The organism is Cellulomonas sp. Marseille-Q8402 (assembly GCF_965119525.1).
In genome coordinates this window covers 286,133-301,602 of the sequence record NZ_CBCPLX010000001.1, presented here as the reverse complement: position 1 = coordinate 301,602, position 15,470 = coordinate 286,133, and the positions used below count along the sequence as shown (strand labels likewise).

The 15,470-nt window shown below is 76.8% G+C and carries 17 protein-coding genes and 1 riboswitch; of the genes, 2 read left to right on the top strand and 15 right to left on the bottom strand.

The features are described 5' to 3' along the window. Both ACWPWW_RS01405 and ACWPWW_RS01400 read right to left on the bottom strand, forming a co-directional pair. Positions 1 to 1,059: an SDR family NAD(P)-dependent oxidoreductase gene (locus tag ACWPWW_RS01405; RefSeq protein WP_454048562.1), complete on the bottom strand. Its 1,059-nt coding sequence runs from the start codon at positions 1,057 to 1,059 to the stop codon at positions 1 to 3. Continuing rightward, on the bottom strand, positions 1,056 to 2,144 hold the full coding sequence (locus tag ACWPWW_RS01400; protein WP_454048561.1) for a Gfo/Idh/MocA family protein: 1,089 nt from the start codon (positions 2,142 to 2,144) through the stop codon (positions 1,056 to 1,058). Before ACWPWW_RS01400 ends, ACWPWW_RS01405 begins: the two co-directional genes overlap by 4 nt. Positions 2,145 to 2,305: 161 nt before the next feature. Here ACWPWW_RS01400 and ACWPWW_RS01395 point away from each other — a divergent pair, with 161 nt between their 5' ends. Both ACWPWW_RS01395 and ACWPWW_RS01390 read left to right on the top strand, forming a co-directional pair. Then, complete coding sequence (locus tag ACWPWW_RS01395; protein WP_454048560.1) at positions 2,306 to 2,935, top strand: acyltransferase; 630 nt, start codon at positions 2,306 to 2,308, stop codon at positions 2,933 to 2,935. 52 nt (positions 2,936 to 2,987) lie between these two features. After that, a complete protein-coding gene (locus tag ACWPWW_RS01390; protein ID WP_454048559.1) occupies positions 2,988 to 4,166 on the top strand; it encodes an acyltransferase family protein in 1,179 nt (392 codons plus the stop codon). On the opposite strand, the gene ACWPWW_RS01385 is transcribed toward ACWPWW_RS01390, so the two are convergent. The 13 genes from ACWPWW_RS01385 to fmt all read right to left on the bottom strand — a co-directional run bounded on the left by ACWPWW_RS01385 (position 4,133) and on the right by fmt (position 15,447). Beyond that, a complete protein-coding gene (locus tag ACWPWW_RS01385; RefSeq protein ID WP_454048558.1) occupies positions 4,133 to 4,645 on the bottom strand; it encodes an SRPBCC family protein in 513 nt (170 codons plus the stop codon). The two genes, ACWPWW_RS01390 and ACWPWW_RS01385, sit on opposite strands and share 34 nt — an antisense overlap. Positions 4,646 to 4,725: 80 nt before the next feature. Next, entirely contained in the window at positions 4,726 to 5,967 is a 1,242-nt protein-coding gene (locus tag ACWPWW_RS01380; protein WP_454048557.1) for a carboxylate-amine ligase, read from the bottom strand. A gap of 142 nt (positions 5,968 to 6,109) precedes the next feature. Further along, positions 6,110 to 6,514 (bottom strand): PH domain-containing protein, encoded by a 405-nt coding sequence (locus tag ACWPWW_RS01375; protein WP_454048556.1) that lies wholly within the window; start codon positions 6,512 to 6,514, stop codon positions 6,110 to 6,112. A 115-nt stretch (positions 6,515 to 6,629) separates the two neighbouring features. Then, positions 6,630 to 7,478 (bottom strand): ATP phosphoribosyltransferase, encoded by an 849-nt coding sequence (gene hisG, locus ACWPWW_RS01370; RefSeq protein WP_454048555.1) that lies wholly within the window; start codon positions 7,476 to 7,478, stop codon positions 6,630 to 6,632. A gap of 45 nt (positions 7,479 to 7,523) precedes the next feature. Next, positions 7,524 to 7,787: a phosphoribosyl-ATP diphosphatase gene (locus ACWPWW_RS01365; protein WP_454048554.1), complete on the bottom strand. Its 264-nt coding sequence runs from the start codon at positions 7,785 to 7,787 to the stop codon at positions 7,524 to 7,526. Positions 7,788 to 7,831: 44 nt separating this feature from the next. Next, positions 7,832 to 8,530 carry a nicotinamide riboside transporter PnuC gene (gene pnuC, locus ACWPWW_RS01360; RefSeq protein WP_454048553.1) on the bottom strand — a complete coding sequence of 233 codons (699 nt, stop codon included), beginning with the start codon at positions 8,528 to 8,530 and terminating at the stop codon, positions 7,832 to 7,834. Continuing rightward, positions 8,527 to 8,997: a 6,7-dimethyl-8-ribityllumazine synthase gene (gene ribH, locus ACWPWW_RS01355; protein ID WP_454048552.1), complete on the bottom strand. Its 471-nt coding sequence runs from the start codon at positions 8,995 to 8,997 to the stop codon at positions 8,527 to 8,529. Before ribH ends, pnuC begins: the two co-directional genes overlap by 4 nt. After that, positions 8,994 to 10,334: a 3,4-dihydroxy-2-butanone-4-phosphate synthase gene (gene ribB / locus ACWPWW_RS01350; RefSeq protein WP_454048551.1), complete on the bottom strand. Its 1,341-nt coding sequence runs from the start codon at positions 10,332 to 10,334 to the stop codon at positions 8,994 to 8,996. The genes ribH and ribB overlap by 4 nt, the downstream gene beginning before the upstream one ends. Continuing rightward, complete coding sequence (locus tag ACWPWW_RS01345) at positions 10,331 to 10,933, bottom strand: riboflavin synthase (protein ID WP_454048550.1); 603 nt, start codon at positions 10,931 to 10,933, stop codon at positions 10,331 to 10,333. The genes ribB and ACWPWW_RS01345 overlap by 4 nt, the downstream gene beginning before the upstream one ends. Next, positions 10,933 to 11,970 (bottom strand): bifunctional diaminohydroxyphosphoribosylaminopyrimidine deaminase/5-amino-6-(5-phosphoribosylamino)uracil reductase RibD, encoded by a 1,038-nt coding sequence (gene ribD / locus ACWPWW_RS01340; protein ID WP_454048549.1) that lies wholly within the window; start codon positions 11,968 to 11,970, stop codon positions 10,933 to 10,935. Before ribD ends, ACWPWW_RS01345 begins: the two co-directional genes overlap by 1 nt. Positions 11,971 to 12,066: 96 nt before the next feature. Next, positions 12,067 to 12,199, bottom strand: a riboswitch (FMN riboswitch). Between the two features lie 62 nt (positions 12,200 to 12,261). After that, positions 12,262 to 12,939 (bottom strand): ribulose-phosphate 3-epimerase, encoded by a 678-nt coding sequence (rpe, locus tag ACWPWW_RS01335; protein WP_454048548.1) that lies wholly within the window; start codon positions 12,937 to 12,939, stop codon positions 12,262 to 12,264. 22 nt (positions 12,940 to 12,961) lie between these two features. Further along, complete coding sequence (locus ACWPWW_RS01330) at positions 12,962 to 14,503, bottom strand: RsmB/NOP family class I SAM-dependent RNA methyltransferase (protein WP_454048547.1); 1,542 nt, start codon at positions 14,501 to 14,503, stop codon at positions 12,962 to 12,964. Beyond that, positions 14,500 to 15,447, bottom strand: coding sequence for a methionyl-tRNA formyltransferase (fmt, locus tag ACWPWW_RS01325; protein ID WP_454048546.1), 948 nt, complete (start codon positions 15,445 to 15,447; stop codon positions 14,500 to 14,502). The genes ACWPWW_RS01330 and fmt overlap by 4 nt, the downstream gene beginning before the upstream one ends. Between the last annotated feature and the right edge of the window lie 23 nt (positions 15,448 to 15,470).

Genomic DNA, 15,470 nt, shown 5'->3' with positions numbered 1-15,470 from the left:
TCACCCTCGCACCCCCGCCGTCTGACCCGCCGCCTGGCCCGCCGCCTGACCCGCCGCACGGCCCGCCGCCTGACCCGCCGCACGGCCCGCCGCGACCGCCTTGCGCTGCGGCCGCCACCACGCGACGAGCTCCCGCAGCCCGTCCTCGAGCCCGACCCGGGCCTCGAACCCGAGGTCGCGCCGGGCGGCGGACGTGTCGGCCAGCCGGCGGACCACGCCGTTCACCGCCCGCTCGGGCCCGTGCTCCACCTCCAGGTCGCTGTCCGTCGCCCGCAGCAGCGCCTCCGCCAGCCCGAGCAGGGACGTCTCGGTGCCGCTCGCGACGTTGTACACGCCCTCGACGACGTCGGACCCCGCGGCCAGCACGTTGGCCCGCGCGACGTCGCCGGCGAACACGAAGTCCATCGTCTGCGTCCCGTCGCCGAAGATCAGCGGGGGCAGCCCGTCGGCGATCCGCTCCATCCAGCGGATCAGCACCTCCGTGTACGCGCCGTGCGCGTCCATCCGCGGCCCGTAGACGTTGAAGTAGCGCAGGAGCACGTAGTCCAGGCCGTGCATGGCGCGGAAGCTGCGGGCCATGCCCTCGTTGAACGACTTCGCGGCGCCGTAGAACGTGTCGTTGTTGTGGTGGTGGTGCCGCTCCCCCGTCGGGAACTCCTCGGCCATCCCGTACACCGACGCGCTCGATGCCGCGACGAGCTTGCCCACCCGGTGCTCCGCCGCGGCCTCGAGCACCGTGAACGTCCCGTCGACCAGCACCTCGAGCGCCAGCCGCGGCTCCTCGGCGCACTGGGTGATCCGGATCGCCGCCTGGTGGAACACCAGGTCCGTGCCGCGCACCAGGTCGTGCACGGTGTCGCGGTCCCGGATGTCGCCCTCGACCAGCTCCACGCGGCCGCCGGCCAGCGCTGCAGCCAGGTTCTCCCGGCGGCCCCGGACCAGGTTGTCCAGCACGACCACGCGCGACGCCCCGGCGTGCAGCACCTGGTCGACCACCGTCGACCCGATGGTCCCGGCGCCGCCGGTCACCAGGACCGTCGCACCCGCCAGCGCCGTCACGAGGCCGCCGCCTGTCCGACGCTCAGGCGCCCGCCGGCGCCCAGGGCCGTACCCGTCGTACCCGCCACCGGCGTCGTCCGGCCGCCGTCCGCGAGGCTCAGCGAGGCGGACTCCAGGACGTCCAGCACCCGCAGCCCCGCGTGCCCGTCGGTCTGCGGCGCCCGGTGCTCCCGGATCGCCGCGCCGAGCTCGGCGACCATCACGGACAGCGCCTCCCGCTCCTGCAGCGCCGGCGCCCACGCGTCGCCGAGCCGGTACGACACGGTCGCGGCGGTCCGGTCCGGCAGGCTCTGCCCGAGGTCGACGCCCCGGTCGTACACGGTGAGCCGCTGCTGCGGCGCCAGGTCGTCCCACACCAGGGTGCGCCGGCTGCCGCCGACCACCATCTGCCGGATCTTGGTGGGGCTGAGCCAGTTCACGTGCACGTGCGCGATCGCGCCGCCCGGCAGAGGCAGCGTCAGGTACCCGACGCAGGACTGGCCGACGTGCAGCGGGTCGCCGCCCTGCGCGGCGACCCCGGTCGGCACCAGCCCGCCCGGGAGGATGAAGTCGAGGATCGACAGGTCGTGCGGGGCCAGGTCCCAGAACACGTCGACGTCCGGCTGCACGATGCCCAGGTTGATCCGCACCGAGTCCACGTACTGGATGTCGCCCAGCGACCCGTCGGCGACCAGCTCGCGGATCTTCAGCACCGGTGCGGTGTAGCAGAACGTGTGGTCGACCATCAGCACCCGGTCGACCTCCGCCGCGCGGGCGACCATCCGCCGCGCGGCGGCGCCGTCGTGCGCGATCGGCTTCTCCACGAGCACGTGCTTGCCCGCGTCGAGGGCGGCCAGGACCAGCCCGACGTGCGTCGCGGCCGGCGTGGCCACGGCGACGGCGTCCAGGTCGTCCCGGGCGAGCAGCTCGGCGGCGGAGGTCACGACCTCCACCGTGCTGCGCGGGCCGACCACCCGCCGCGCGCGCTCGGCGTCCAGGTCGCACACGGCGACGAGGTCCCAGTCCGGTGCGGTGCGGAAGTTGCGGGCCAGGTTGGGGCCCCAGTACCCCGCGCCGATCACCGCGACCCGTAGGGGATCGGTCATGGCGGCTCGCCTCCTTCGACAGGCGACAGCGTGGTCACTCCGAAACGGACATGTCACGCAAATCACCACATTTCACCCACTCGACGCCCACAATGAGTGGGCCGTACTGTCCGGTGACGGCCGTCGCCGGAGACGGCGCCCTCCGCGCACCGGGAGCTCGCATGGACCTCGACGCCGCACCCGCCCCCGCGGCGCCCGCCACCGCGCAGGTCGCGGGATCCGCCGACGTCGACGACCGGGCCACCATCGGCCCCGGCACCCGGGTCTGGCACCTCGCCCAGGTCCGCGAGGACGCGGTGCTGGGCCGCGACTGCGTCGTGGGCCGCGGCGCGTACGTCGGCCCGGGCGTGCGGGTCGGCGACCGGTGCAAGATCCAGAACCACGCGCTCGTCTACGAGCCCGCGGTGCTCGAGGACGGTGCGTTCGTCGGGCCTGCCGTCGTGCTGACGAACGACCTGCTCCCTCGCGCCGTGAACCCCGACGGGTCGCTCAAGTCGGCCGCGGACTGGCACGCCGTCGGCGTCACCGTGCGGGCGGGCGCGTCGATCGGCGCGCGGTCCGTGTGCGTCGCGCCGGTCACCGTCGGCCGCTGGGCCCTGGTCGGCGCCGGGTCGGTCGTGACCCGCGACGTGCCGGACTTCGCGCTGGTCGTCGGGTCCCCCGCGCGCCGCGTCGCGTGGGTCGGCCGCACCGGCGCCCGGCTGCACCCGGCCGGCGAGGGCCGGTGGCGCTGCCCCGAGACGGGGGACGCGTTCACCGAGGTGGCAGGGGTGCTCGCGCTGAACGAGTGACATACCGGGCATATGCACGCAATTCGGTCCGCGAACGGCTACTTTTCCGCGGGTGACCGCCTCGACCCACCCGCGACCCGTCGACTCCGTGACCACCGTCGCCCCGAACCCCGGCGCCGCTCCCGCCACCGCCGGGGCCGGTGCCCGTGCCACGGAGCCCTCGTCCTCCGGCGGCCGGCTCCTCGGCCTGGACGCGCTGCGCGGGATCGCGATCGCGCTCGTCATGCTGACCCACGCCGACGCGGACCGGTTCGGCTCCGGCGGCATGCTGGGCGTGACCCTGTTCTTCACGCTGTCCGGGTTCCTCATCACCGGCGTGCTGCTGCGCGACCTCGAGCGGCACGGGCGGGTCCGGCTCGGCCGGTTCGTCGGCGCGCGGGCCCTGCGCCTGGTCCCGCCGCTGCTGCTCGTGCTGGCCGGCTACCTCGTGGTCGAGGGCCTGCTCGACCACTTCGCGGGGCGCGCCCACCTGGCCGAGACGATCCTGACGGCGCTCACCTACACCGCGAACCTGCCCTACCTGCCGCACGGCAGCGGGGCGTTCTTCCACCTCTGGACGCTGGCGACCGAGGAGCAGTTCTACCTGGTGTGGCCCCTGGTGCTGGCGGTCGCGTGGCGCCGGGGCCGGACGCGGCTCGCCGTGGTCCTGGGCCTCGTGGGCTCCCTGCTCCTGTGCGCCGGGACCATCGGCTACCAGTGGCCCGACGTCGCCCGCGTCTACGCGCTTCCCACGTCCTGGTCCGTCGCGCTCGTCGTCGGCTGCGGGCTGCGGCTGGGCCTCGACCGCGCCGAGCGGCTGCTCCCCCGGCGCCCGGCCGCCCGCCGCGCGCTGGCCGGCGTGCTGGTCGCCACGTTCGTCGCCGGTGCCGCCGCGCCCGGCATCGACGGCTCCGCCGCCATGTACCTGCTGGTGGTCCCGGTGACCGCCGTCGCCTCGGCCGCCCTGATCCTGCTGGCGCGCGACCTCCGGGGGCCCGTGCGCGGGCCGCTCCGGTGGCTGGTGGCGCTCGGCACCGTGTCGTACGCCGCGTACCTGTGGAACCTGCCCGTCCAGCAGTGGCTCGGGGACCCGAAGGACCTGGCGGGCGGCCTGCTGGGCGCCGCCCTGACCCTGGCGGCCGCGACCGGCAGCTGGTGGCTGGTCGAGCGCCCCGCGGCACGCCTGCGGCACCGGCTGGAGCGCACCCCGGCGGTGCCTCAGCCGAGGAGCGGCGCCGCGACCTCCCGGTAGTGGCCGGCGAGGGCCGGGTAGTAGTCGTCCCAGGCGACCGCGCCCGGCTCACCACCCGTCTCGGCCTCGACGAGCCGGTCCAGGTAGTAGTCCCAGCCGGGGCCGATGCTCTCCAGCGCCGCCGCGTCGTGCACCACCTGCGTGAAGGTGAGGGTCGCTCCCCCGTCCGCGGCCGCCACGGTGAGCTCGATCTCCCACACCCCGAAGTCCCCCGCGTAGCGCACGGCCAGCCGGCGCGGCGGCTCGCACGCGCGGACCTCGTACTCCGCCGGTGCCACGTCCTCGCCCTCGGCGACCATCTGGACCTGGACCCGCCCGGAGGCCGGGTCCCCCTCCCAGGTCGCGATCCAGCGCCCGAGCCGCGGGGACTCGGTGACCGCCGCCCACAGCTCCCCGGGCGGGATCGGCAGGGTGCGCTCGAGGACGAGCAGGTCGACGCCGTCGCGCCGCTCGTGACGGCCCGTGGCCTGGACGGACATGGCAGCTCCTCCGCATCGCCGGACGACCACTGTCCCAGCCGGTGCCCGCCCGGCACCAGGGCCGGGTTCCCCCGCCCGCGTCAGAGCAGCGCCCCGGCCCGCCGCACGACCTCCGCGAGGTCACCGGTCCGCCCGGCCGCCGCCCGCTGCCAGGTCGCGCCCGTGCCGCGGGCCAGCACATGACCGACCCGCTGCTCGACGGCCTCGGCGTCCCCCGACTCCCCCAGAGCGGCGGCGACGTGGTCGACGAGCCCCTCGACGGCGGTCCCCGCCGGGACGGGCCGGCCGCTCGCGGGGTGCAGCAGCTCGCCCTCGACGCCGAACCGGCTGGCGAGCCAGCCCGCGAGCCGCAGCACGGCCGTGCTCGTCGCCGGCACGGGCAGCCCGGCACGCCACTCCCGGGCGGCCGTCTCGACGAGCGCCCGGGTCAGCGCGGCGAGGAGCGCGGCGTCGGCGGCGTCCAGGCAGACGTCCGCGACCCGCACCTCCACGGTGGGGTACCGGTGCGACAGGCGCGCGTCCCCGTAGAACATCCCGGCGTCGAGCAGCACCCCCGTGTCGAGGAGCTGCTGCAGCCGGCCGCGGTACGCGGCCGCCGAGCCGTACACGTCCGCCGGCCCGGTCGTCGGCCAGCGACCCCACGCCTGCACGCGGTACGCGGCGTAGCCGGTGTCACCGCCGTCGACGTACGGCGAGTTCGCGCTCAGCGCGGCCAGGACGGGCAGCCACGGCCGGATCCGGTCGAGGACGGCGACGCCCTCGTCCGGCGAGGCCACCGCCACGTGCACGTGGCAGCCGCAGGTGAGCTGCTGCGCGCAGGTGACGCCGAACCGGTCCTGGATCGCGCGGTACCGCGACGTCGGGGTGAGCGACGGGTGCGCGGGCAGCGGCGACGTCGCCAGCGGCACGGCGAGCGCGCCGGCCGACCGCGCCGCTGCGGCCGCCCGCGCCCGCAGGTCCCGCAGGTCGGCCTCGATGTCGGCGAGGGCGGTGCGCGGCGGCGTGGCCGTCTCCACCTGCTCCTGCTGCAGCTCGGCGGTGAGCACCGGTGCGCCGTCCGCGCCCGACCCGGCCGCCGCCCGGACGGCCGCGGCGGACGGCACCGGCACCCCGGTGCGCGGGTCCACCAGCAGCAGCTCCTCCTCCACCCCGACGGTGCGCACGGTGGGTGCGGCCGCCGCGCCCTCCGCACCCGGCGCCCCGCCCGCGAGCACTCCCGCCGCCACGTCCAGCACGGCGGCGAGGGTCACCGGTTCGCCCTCGAAGCAGGGCTCGGGCAGCCGGTGCGGCCGCGGGTCGGTGGTGGTCGGCGTCCGGTCCATGGGTGAGGTCCCTCGAGAGAGCGGTCCGCGTCGTCGCGGCCGGGGTCCGGCACGGCGGCGCAGCGCTGCACCGTCGCGAGGCACAGCCTCACACACCGGGTCGCGCACGGCTCGCGAGCGCGCGACGCCGGAGGCGACGCGGTCAGCCCTCCCGGCCGGTCCGCTGCCGCGCGGCGACCAGCGTGGCGAGCCGCCGCGCCTCCCGGCGCGCGCGCTCGCCGTCGGACCTCTGGACGCCCATCACGGCGAGGGTGTCGCCGTCGTCGAGGTCGAGCTGCACCCAGGGCCGGCCCTCGCCGAACCGCACCCAGACGATCGAGGCCCACGCCACGGTCCGGGTCGTGGCGAGGTTGCGCACCCGCAGCCCCTCCGGCGTCGGCGTCGCGGCCACGGTCGCCTGCCGCCAGCAGAACCAGACGATGGCCAGCCCGACCAGGGCGATGCCCGCGCGGTCGGCGGCGGTGTAGCCCGCCAGCCCGACCCCGGGCAGGAGGACCAGCAGCAGGACGGTGGCCACGGCCACGACGACCGCGAGCACGGTGGTCACCCAGCGCGCGAACCGCGGCCGGAACACGTCGTCCAGCGCGGGCCGCCGGCCCCCGCCGTCGCGTGCGCCCCGTCCCCGCCCGGCCGACCGGGCTGCTCCGCCACCGCCGCGGACCTCAGAGCCGGCAGGCGTGGATCGAGGTGACGAGGATCGCGCGGGCGCCCACGTCGTACAGCGCGTCCATGACCCGGTTGGTCTCCGCCCGGCGCACCATCACGCGAACCGCGGCCCACTCGGAGTTGTGCAGCGGGGAGATCGTCGGCGACTCCAGGCCGGGCGTCACGGCGACGGCGCGGTCCACCAGGTCGAGGGGCACGTCGTAGTCCATGAGCACGTACTCGCGCGCCGTGAGCACGCCCTGCAGGCGGCGGGTCAGCACGTCCAGGCCGGTCGGCTCCTCGCCGTCGGCGCGCCGGACCAGCACGGCCTCGGACCTGAGGATCGGGTCGCCGAACACGTCGAGCCCCGCGGCGCGCAGCGTGGTGCCGGTCTCGACGACGTCCGCGATGACGTCCGCGACGCCCAGCCGGATCGCGGTCTCCACGGCGCCGTCCAGGCGGACGATCTCCGCGGCCTCGACGCCCTGGCCGCGCAGGTAGTCGCCGACCAGCACCGGGTACGAGGTCGCGACGCGGCGGCCGCCGACCTCCCGCACGTCGTTCATCTGGCCGGCCTGGGTGGCGAACCGGAAGGTCGACCGCGCGAAGCCGAGCTGCAGGTGCTCGGTCGCGGGCGACCCGGAGTCGAGCAGCAGGTCGCGCCCGGTGACGCCGACGTCGACGGTGCCGGTGCCGACGTAGACGGCGATGTCGCGGGGGCGCAGGAAGAAGAACTCGACGCCGTTGTCGGGGTCGGGCAGGACGAGCTCACGGGAGTCGCGGCGCTGGCGGTAGCCCGCCTCGCGCAGCATCTCGGCGGCGGGCTCGGCGAGCGAGCCCTTGTTCGGGACGGCGATCCTCAGCACAGGGGTGTCCTCGGGGGGTTCAGGTGCGACGGGGTGCGGGGCGGGTCAGAGGTGGGCGTACACGTCCTCGAGCGTGAGGCCCTGGGCCACCATGAGCACCTGCAGGTGGTAGAGCAGCTGCGAGATCTCCTCCGCGGTGCGCTCGTCGCCCTCGTGCTCGGCGGCCATCCAGACCTCGGCGGCCTCCTCGACGATCTTCTTGCCGATCGCATGGACCCCGGCGTCCAGCTCCTTGACCGTCCCGGACCCGGCGGGCCGGGTCCTCGCCTTGTCGGTGAGCTCTGCGAACAGCGAGTCGAACGTCTTCACGCCCGTCAGGGTAGACGGTCGGCGGGGCCGCTCGGGCACCCCGCTCAGCCCTCGACTCCCGCGGCGGCGGTCACCTGCTGGGGCTCGGACTCCCGCCGCGCCCGCCACCAGACGACGAAGCCGGACACGACGACGCCCGCGTACACCAGGTAGAGGAACGCCGACGGGTAGTACCCGGCGCTCAGCAGCAGCGGCACCCCGACCGCGTCGACCGCGATCCAGATCAGCCAGAACTCGATCCAGCCCCGGGCCATGCCGTAGGTCGCCAGCAGGGAGCCGACGAAGATCCAGGCGTCGGCCCACGGCCCGTACGACCCGAGCTCGCGGAACACCAGCGCGCAGACCACCGTGCCGACGACCGCCACCACGCCGATCTGCACCCACCCGGACGGCCCGGCCCAGCGCGGGACGACGGCCGGCGCGTCCGGCTCGCCGTGCGCACGCGCGACGCGCCGCGTCTGCGCCCACCGCACCCAGCCGTACACCGCGACCGCGACGAAGAACACCTGCCGGCCGGCCTGCCCGTACAGGTCGGTGGCCTGCGGGGTGTGGAACACGCCACCCAGGAACACGGTGAACAGCAGCACGTTCCCGACGATGCCGACGGGCCACGCCCAGATCTTGCGCCGCAGCCCCCCGAGGGCGGACGCGAGCCCGAACAGGTTGCCGATCACCTCCCGCCACAGCACGGGGTGGCCGGCGACGACCAGCTGGGCGTCGAACAGCCAGGTGAGGACGCTCACAGCCCGCGCAGCGCGACGACCGTCGCGACCGCCGCCTCCGCGGCCTCGGCGCCCTTGTCCTCGTGGCTGCCCTCCAGCCCCGCCCGGTCGAGCGCCTGGGCCTCGTCGTCGCAGGTCAGCACGCCGAAGCCGACGGGCACGCCGGTCGCGACGGCGACGTCCGTGAGCCCCGAGGTCGCGGCCTGGCAGACGTACTCGAAGTGCGGGGTGCCGCCGCGGATCACGACGCCGAGCGCCACGACCGCGTCGACGTCCCCGCTGCGCGCGACCCGCGCCGCGGCGACGGGGAGCTCGAACGTGCCCGGCACCCGGATCTCCCGGACGTCGGTGACGCCCGCGGCCGCCAGGGCCCGCCGGGACCCGGCCAGCAGGCCGTCCATCACGGTCGTGTGCCAGCTCGCCGCCACGACGACGACCCGCAGGCCGCTGCCGTCGGTGGTGATGCTGGGTGCGCCGCTGCCGCTCATCGTGCGTCCTCCGTGCTGGTGCTGGTGCTGGTGCTGGTGCTGGTGCTGGTGCTGGTGGTGCCGGTCCGGTGGTCGAGGCCCGGGAGCAGGTGCCCCATCGCCCGCGCCTTGGTGCGCAGGTAGGCCTCGTTGTGCGGGGTGCGCCCGACCTCCAGCCCGCGGACGGCGGCGACCTCGATGCCGTGCGCGGTGAGGCCGGCGACCTTCGCCGGGTTGTTGGTCAGCAGGGTCACGCGCCGCACGCCGAGGTCCTCGAGGATCGCGGCGGCGGCCCCGTACTCCCGCCGGTCGGCGGGCCAGCCGAGGTCCAGGTTCGCCTCGACGGTGTCCCGGCCCTGGTCCTGCAGCGCGTACGCGCCGATCTTCGCGAGCAGGCCGATCCCCCGGCCCTCGTGCCCGCGCAGGTAGACGACGGCCCCGCCGTCGCGCGCGGCGAGCTCCAGCGCCGCGTCCAGCTGGGGGCCGCAGTCGCAGCGCGCCGACCCGAAGGCGTCGCCGGTCAGGCACTCCGAGTGCACCCGGACGACGGGCTGGTCCGCGAGGCCGCGGGCGGCGACGAGCGCCACGTGGTCGGCGCCGGTGCGCAGGTCGCGGTAGGCGTGCACCTGGAAGTCGCCGTGCCGCGTGGGCAGGACGGCGGAGTGGGCGCGGTGCACCCGGCGCCCGGGCGCCGTGGCGGCCGCCTCCGCGCCGGTCGCGGGCTCGGTGGGCAGGTCGCCGTGCTCGGTGCGCCAGGCGATCAGGTCGGCGATCGTCAGGACGACCAGGCCGTGCTCCCGGGCCAGCGCGGCGGTCGCGTCGAGCCGCATCATCGTGCCGTCGTCGTGCACCAGCTCCGCGATGGCCGCGACGGGCGCCACCCCGGCCAGCCGGCACAGGTCGACGGCGGCCTCGGTGTGCCCGGCCCGGTGCAGGACGCCCCCGGGCACGGCGCGCAGCGGGAGCACGTGGCCGGGCCGGATCAGGTCCTCGGTGCCGGACGCCGGGTCGGCGAGCACGCGGAGCGTGCGCGTCCGGTCCGCGGCGGAGATGCCGGTGGTGACGCCCGTCGCCGCGTCCACGGTCACGGTGTACGCAGTGCGGCGCGGGTCCTGGCTCGACGGCACCATCAGCGGCAGGTCGAGGGCGTCGGCCCGGGCACCCGTCATCGGCGCGCACAGGTAGCCCGACGAGTGCCGGATGGTCCACGCGACCCACTCGGCGGTGGCGTGCTCCGCGGCCAGGACGACGTCGGCCTCGTTCTCGCGGTCCGGCGAGTCGGCGACCAGCACGGGCCGGCCGGCGCGGAGCTCGGCCAGCGCCTGCTCGACCGTCCCCAGGGCGATCTCGGCGGTCACCGGGTCACCGCCAGCAGCCGCTCGACGTACTTGGCCAGCACGTCGACCTCGAGGTTGACCCGCGACCCGACGCTCGCCGACCCGAGGGTGGTCCCGGCGAGCGTGGTCGGGATCAGGGAGATGCCGAACCAGTCGGGCCCGACGGCGGTGACCGTGAGCGAGACCCCCGCGACGGCGACCGACCCCTTCTCGGCGACGTACCGCGCGAGCGCCGGGTCGATCGCGATCTCGACCTCGTCCCAGCGCGGGCCGGGGTCCCGGCGGCGGACCGTGCCGACGCCGTCGACGTGGCCCTGGACGACGTGGCCGCCGAGCCGGGCGTCGGCCCGGACGGCGCGCTCGAGGTTGACCGGCGCGCCGGCGCCGAGGTCGCCCAGCGCGGTGCGCCGCAGGCTCTCGGGCATGACGTCGGCGACGAACGTGCCGTCCCCCGGCAGCTCCGCGACGGTCAGGCAGACGCCGTTCACCGCGATCGAGTCGCCGTGCCCCGCGTCGGACGTGACCAAGGGGCCGCGCACGGTGAGCCGCGCGTCGCCCCCGTCGTTCGCCAGGTCCAGCGCGACGACGGCGCCGACCTCCTCCACGATGCCCGTGAACATCAGCGGTCCTCCTCCTCGATGTCGGCCACGACGAGCACGTCGGGGCCCAGCTGCCGCACCTCGCGGGTCCGCAGCCGCAGCGCGTCCCCGAGGGTGCCGATGCCCAGGTCCGCGACCGCGGCCCGGCCCGCGCCGAGCAGCACCGGCGCGACGTAGGCGTGCACCTCGTCGACGACGCCCGCCCGCAGGAACGCGGCGGCGAGCGTCGGCCCGCCCTCGACCAGCACCCGGCGCGCCTCCCGCGCGTGCAGCGCGGCGAGCACCGCGTGCGGGTCGCGGGTCCGCAGGTGCAGCACCTCGCCGCCGGGGCCGGCCAGCCGGCCCCCTGCGGGCAGGTCGCGCTCCCCCACGACGACCCGCAGCGGCTGGTGCGCCGCCGCGGCGCCGTCCGGGGTGCGCGCGGTCAGGGCGGGGTCGTCGGCCAGGGCGGTGCCGGTGCCGACCACGAGGGCGTCCACCTCGCCGCGCAGGGCGTGCGCGTGCGCGCGGGACTCCGGCGAGGTGATCCACCGGCTCGACCCGTCGGCCGCCGCGACGCGCCCGTCCAGGGAGGCGGCGGTCTTGAGCACGACGAACGGCCGGCCCCGGCCGACGGCGGTCAGCCACGGCCGCAGCAGCGTCCGCCCGGCGGCCTCCTCGAGGCCCACCTCGACGTCGACGCCCGCCGCGCGCAGCCGGGCCGCGCCGCCGCCCGCGACCGGGTTCGGGTCGGGCACCGCCACGACGACCCGCGCGACACCGGCCTCGAGCAGCGCGACGGAGCAGGGCCCGGTGCGGCCGGTGTGGTCGCAGGGCTCCAGGGTGACGACGGCGGTCGCGCCGCGGACGCCCTGACCCCGGTCCCGGGCGTCGGCCAGGGCGGCGACCTCGGCGTGCGGGGTGCCGGCCCCGCGGTGCCAGCCCTCCCCGGCGACGGTGCCGTCGGGCGCGAGCAGCACGCAGCCGACGCGGGGGTTGGGTCCGTGCGCGGGTCCGCGTGCGGCGAGGTCGAGGGCGCGCACCATCGCGTCCCGCTCGGCTGCTGCCCGCCCGTCCATCCGCTCCTGCTCCCTCGGCCCGTCGGGCTCCGGGGTGTTGGGCGGCGCGCAGGTGCACGACGACCACGGCGCCCCCGGCTCACGCCGGGCGCACCGCCACGTCTCCTCCCATCCGGACTTTCACCGTCGGTCCTGGAGTTCCACCAGGTCAACCGCTCACGCCTGAGGCGATCGCGGGTCGCGGACTGTCACCGCCGGCTCGGAATTGCACCGACCCCGGAGCACGTGTGTGTGTTCTGCCAACGATGATGCCACACGGGACATTCCCGCCCGCGTCGGCCCACCGGCGGCTCAGCGGTGCGCGCCGGCCCCGCCCGCGGCGTCCGCGAGGTCGCGCAGCACGTCGATCTCGGCGCCCGGGTCGGCCGCGCCGTACACCGCCGAGCCCGCCACGAAGACGTTCGCCCCGGCCTCGGCCACGCGCCCGATGGTGTCCCGGGACACCCCGCCGTCGACCTGGATCCAGGTGCCGGCGCCCTGCTCCTCGATCGCGGCGCGCAGCCGGCGGATCTTCGGCAGCGTCCCCTCGATGAACGCCTGCCCGCCGAACCCGGGCTCCACGGTCATCACCAGCACCATGTCGAACTCGGGCAGCAGGTCCAGCAGCGGCTCGACCGGGCTGGCGGGGCGCAGCGCGATGCTGGCGCGGGCGCCGGCGCCGCGGATCTCCCGGGCCAGCCGGACGGCCGCCTGCGCCGCCTCGGCGTGGAACGTCACGGAGGCCGCGCCGGCGTGGGCGTACTCGACGGCCCAGCGGTCGGCGTCCTCGATCATCAGGTGCACGTCGACCGGCACCGGCGCGACCTCGATGATCCGCTTCACGACGGGCAGGCCCAGCGTGAGGTTCGGCACGAAGTGGTTGTCCATGACGTCGACGTGCGCGTAGTCGGCCCGGCCGATCGCGTGCAGGTCGCGCTCGAGGTTCGCGAAGTCGGCGGACAGGATGCTGGGGCTGATCAGAGCGGGCACGCGACCAGCGTATCCGCGGGCTTCAGACCGTGCGCCGCAGCAGGGTCAGGTGCATCGCGTCGGTGCCGTGCGCGTGCGGCCAGAGCTGCGCGTCCTCCCGCTCGGGCAGGTCGAGCCCGGGCGCGATGCCGTGCAGCACGGCCGGGGCGTCGAGCAGCTCGACCTCCAGGCCGGTCTTCCGCGCGGCGCGCGTGGCATCGAGCACCACCAGCCGGGTCTCGGCCAGCACGGGCGAGCACGTCACGTACGCGACGACCCCGCCCGGGCGCACCGCGCGCAGCGCGGAGCCGAGCAGCTCGCGCTGCAGCTGGGCCAGCGCGGCGAGGTCGGACGGCGTGCGCCGCCACCGCGACTCCGGCCGGCGGCGCAGTGCGCCCAGGCCGGTGCACGGCGCGTCGAGCAGCACCCGGTCGTACGCGCCGGGCTCGAGCTCGCCGACCTCGCGGCCGTCGCCGACCCGCACGTCCTCGACGGCCCCGTCGGGCAGCGCGGCCACGGCCTGGCGGACCAGGCGGGCACGGTGCGGCTGCACCTCGTTGGCGACGAGGCGCGCGCCGCGCTCCCCCGCCAGCGCCCCGAGCAGGGCGGCCTTGCCACCGGGACCCGCGCACAGGTCGAGCCAGCGGTCGTCCGCCCCGTCCAGCGGCGCCGCGGCCAGCGCGAGCGCGACCAGCTGGCTGCCCTCGTCCTGGACGCCGGCCCGCCCGGCGCGCACGGCGGCCAGCCCGGCGGGGTCACCGCCACCGGCCAGCGTCACGGCCGTGGGCGACCAGCGGCCCGGCGTGGCGTCCGGGCCGGCGGCCGCGAGCAGCTCGTCCCGCTCGGCGAGGCCCGGCCGCCCGACCAGCGACACGCGCGGCGCCTCGTTGTCGGCCGCGAGCAGGTCGCCGAGCTCGCCGGCGGTGCGGCCGTGCCCGACCAGCGCCTCCCGCAGCGCGCGGGTGACCCACGCCGGGTGGCTGTCGACGAAGGACAGCCGGGCGACCTCGTCGGTCTCCGCGGGGTCGGCGGCGTCGCCGATCCGCCGCAGCCACACGTCGAGCGGCTCCCGCGACACGGCGCGCAGCACCGCGTTGACGAACTGCGCGGGCCCCGCGCCCACGTGCTCGCGCACCAGGCCGACGGTCTCGGACACCGCGGCGTGCGGCGGCACCCGCATCCCGAGCAGCTGGTGCGCGCCGAGGCGCAGCGCGTCCAGCACCGGCGGGTCGATCTGGTCGAGCGGGCGCCCGGCGCACTGCTCGACGACCGCGTCGTACCGGCCGCGCAGGCGCAGCGTGCCGTAGGCCAGCTCGGTCGCGAAGCCGGCGTCCCGGCCGCGGATGCCGCGCTCGCGCAGCAGCGGGGGCAGGACCAGGTTCGCGTAGGCGTCGGACTCGTCGACGGTGCGCAGGACCTCGAAGGCCGCGGTGCGCGCCGGGTCCGCGCCCCGCCGGCGCTGGGCCGGGGCGGCCGCGGTGCGCTGCCGGGGGCCGCGACGGGCCTGACCGCCCTGCGTGCCCTGCGTGCCCTGCGTGCGCGGGCGGCCCTGGCCGCCCTGCTGTCCCTGCCGGTCCCCGCTCACGCGGCCGCCCCCTCGGCACCGAGCACGGTGCCCTCGTCGAGCCGCGCCCCGCGCGCCCAGTCCGCCGCCGCCATGCCGCGCTTGCCGGCAGGCCGGACCTCGCCCAGCCGCACGGCGTGCGTGCCCGTGCCGACCAGCACCTCGCCGCGCCCGGCGCGCAGCTGCCCGGGTGCGAGGTCGGTGACCTCGGGGACGAGCCGCACGGGTCCGAGGCCCAGCCGCGCGCCGTCGGGCAGCGTGGTCCAGGCACCGGGCGCGGGCGTGCAGCCGCGGATCCGCCGGTCGGTGGCCATCGCGGGGTGCTGCCAGCGCACGCGGGCGTCCTCGGTGGTGAGTCGCGGCGCGAGGCTGACGCCGTCGGCGGGCTGCGGCACGGGCGTGAGGATGCCCTCCTCCAGCGCGTCGAGGGTCTTCACCAGCAGGTCGGAGCCGGCGGCGGCGAGCCGGGCCAGCAGGTCGCCGGAGGTGTCCAGCGGCCGGATGGTCTCGGTCAGCATGCCGAGCACCGGTCCGGTGTCGAGGCCCGCCTCGAGCCGGAACGTGCTGGCGCCGGTGACCTCGTCGCCCGCGATGATCGCGTGCTGCACCGGTGCCGCGCCGCGCCAGGCGGGCAGCACGGAGAAGTGCAGGTTGACCCAGCCGTGCCGGGGCAGGTCCAGCACCGCCGGCGGCACCAGGTTCCCGTACGCCACGACCGGCGCCGCGTCGGGGGCGATCTCGGCGAGCCGCGCCTGGACCTCGGGGTCCTTGAGCGTCGTCGGCGTCAGCACCTCGAGCCCCTCCTCGAGCGCGCGCTGTTTGACCGGGCTCGGCGTGAGCGTGCGGCCACGGCCCGCGCGGGCGTCGGGTCGGGTGAGGACGGCGACGACCTCGTGGCGGGAGGCGAGCAGGGCGTCCAGCGAGGGCAGCGCCACCGCGGGCGTCCCGGCGAAGAGCAGGCGCATGGGCACCGATCCTAGTGCCGGAC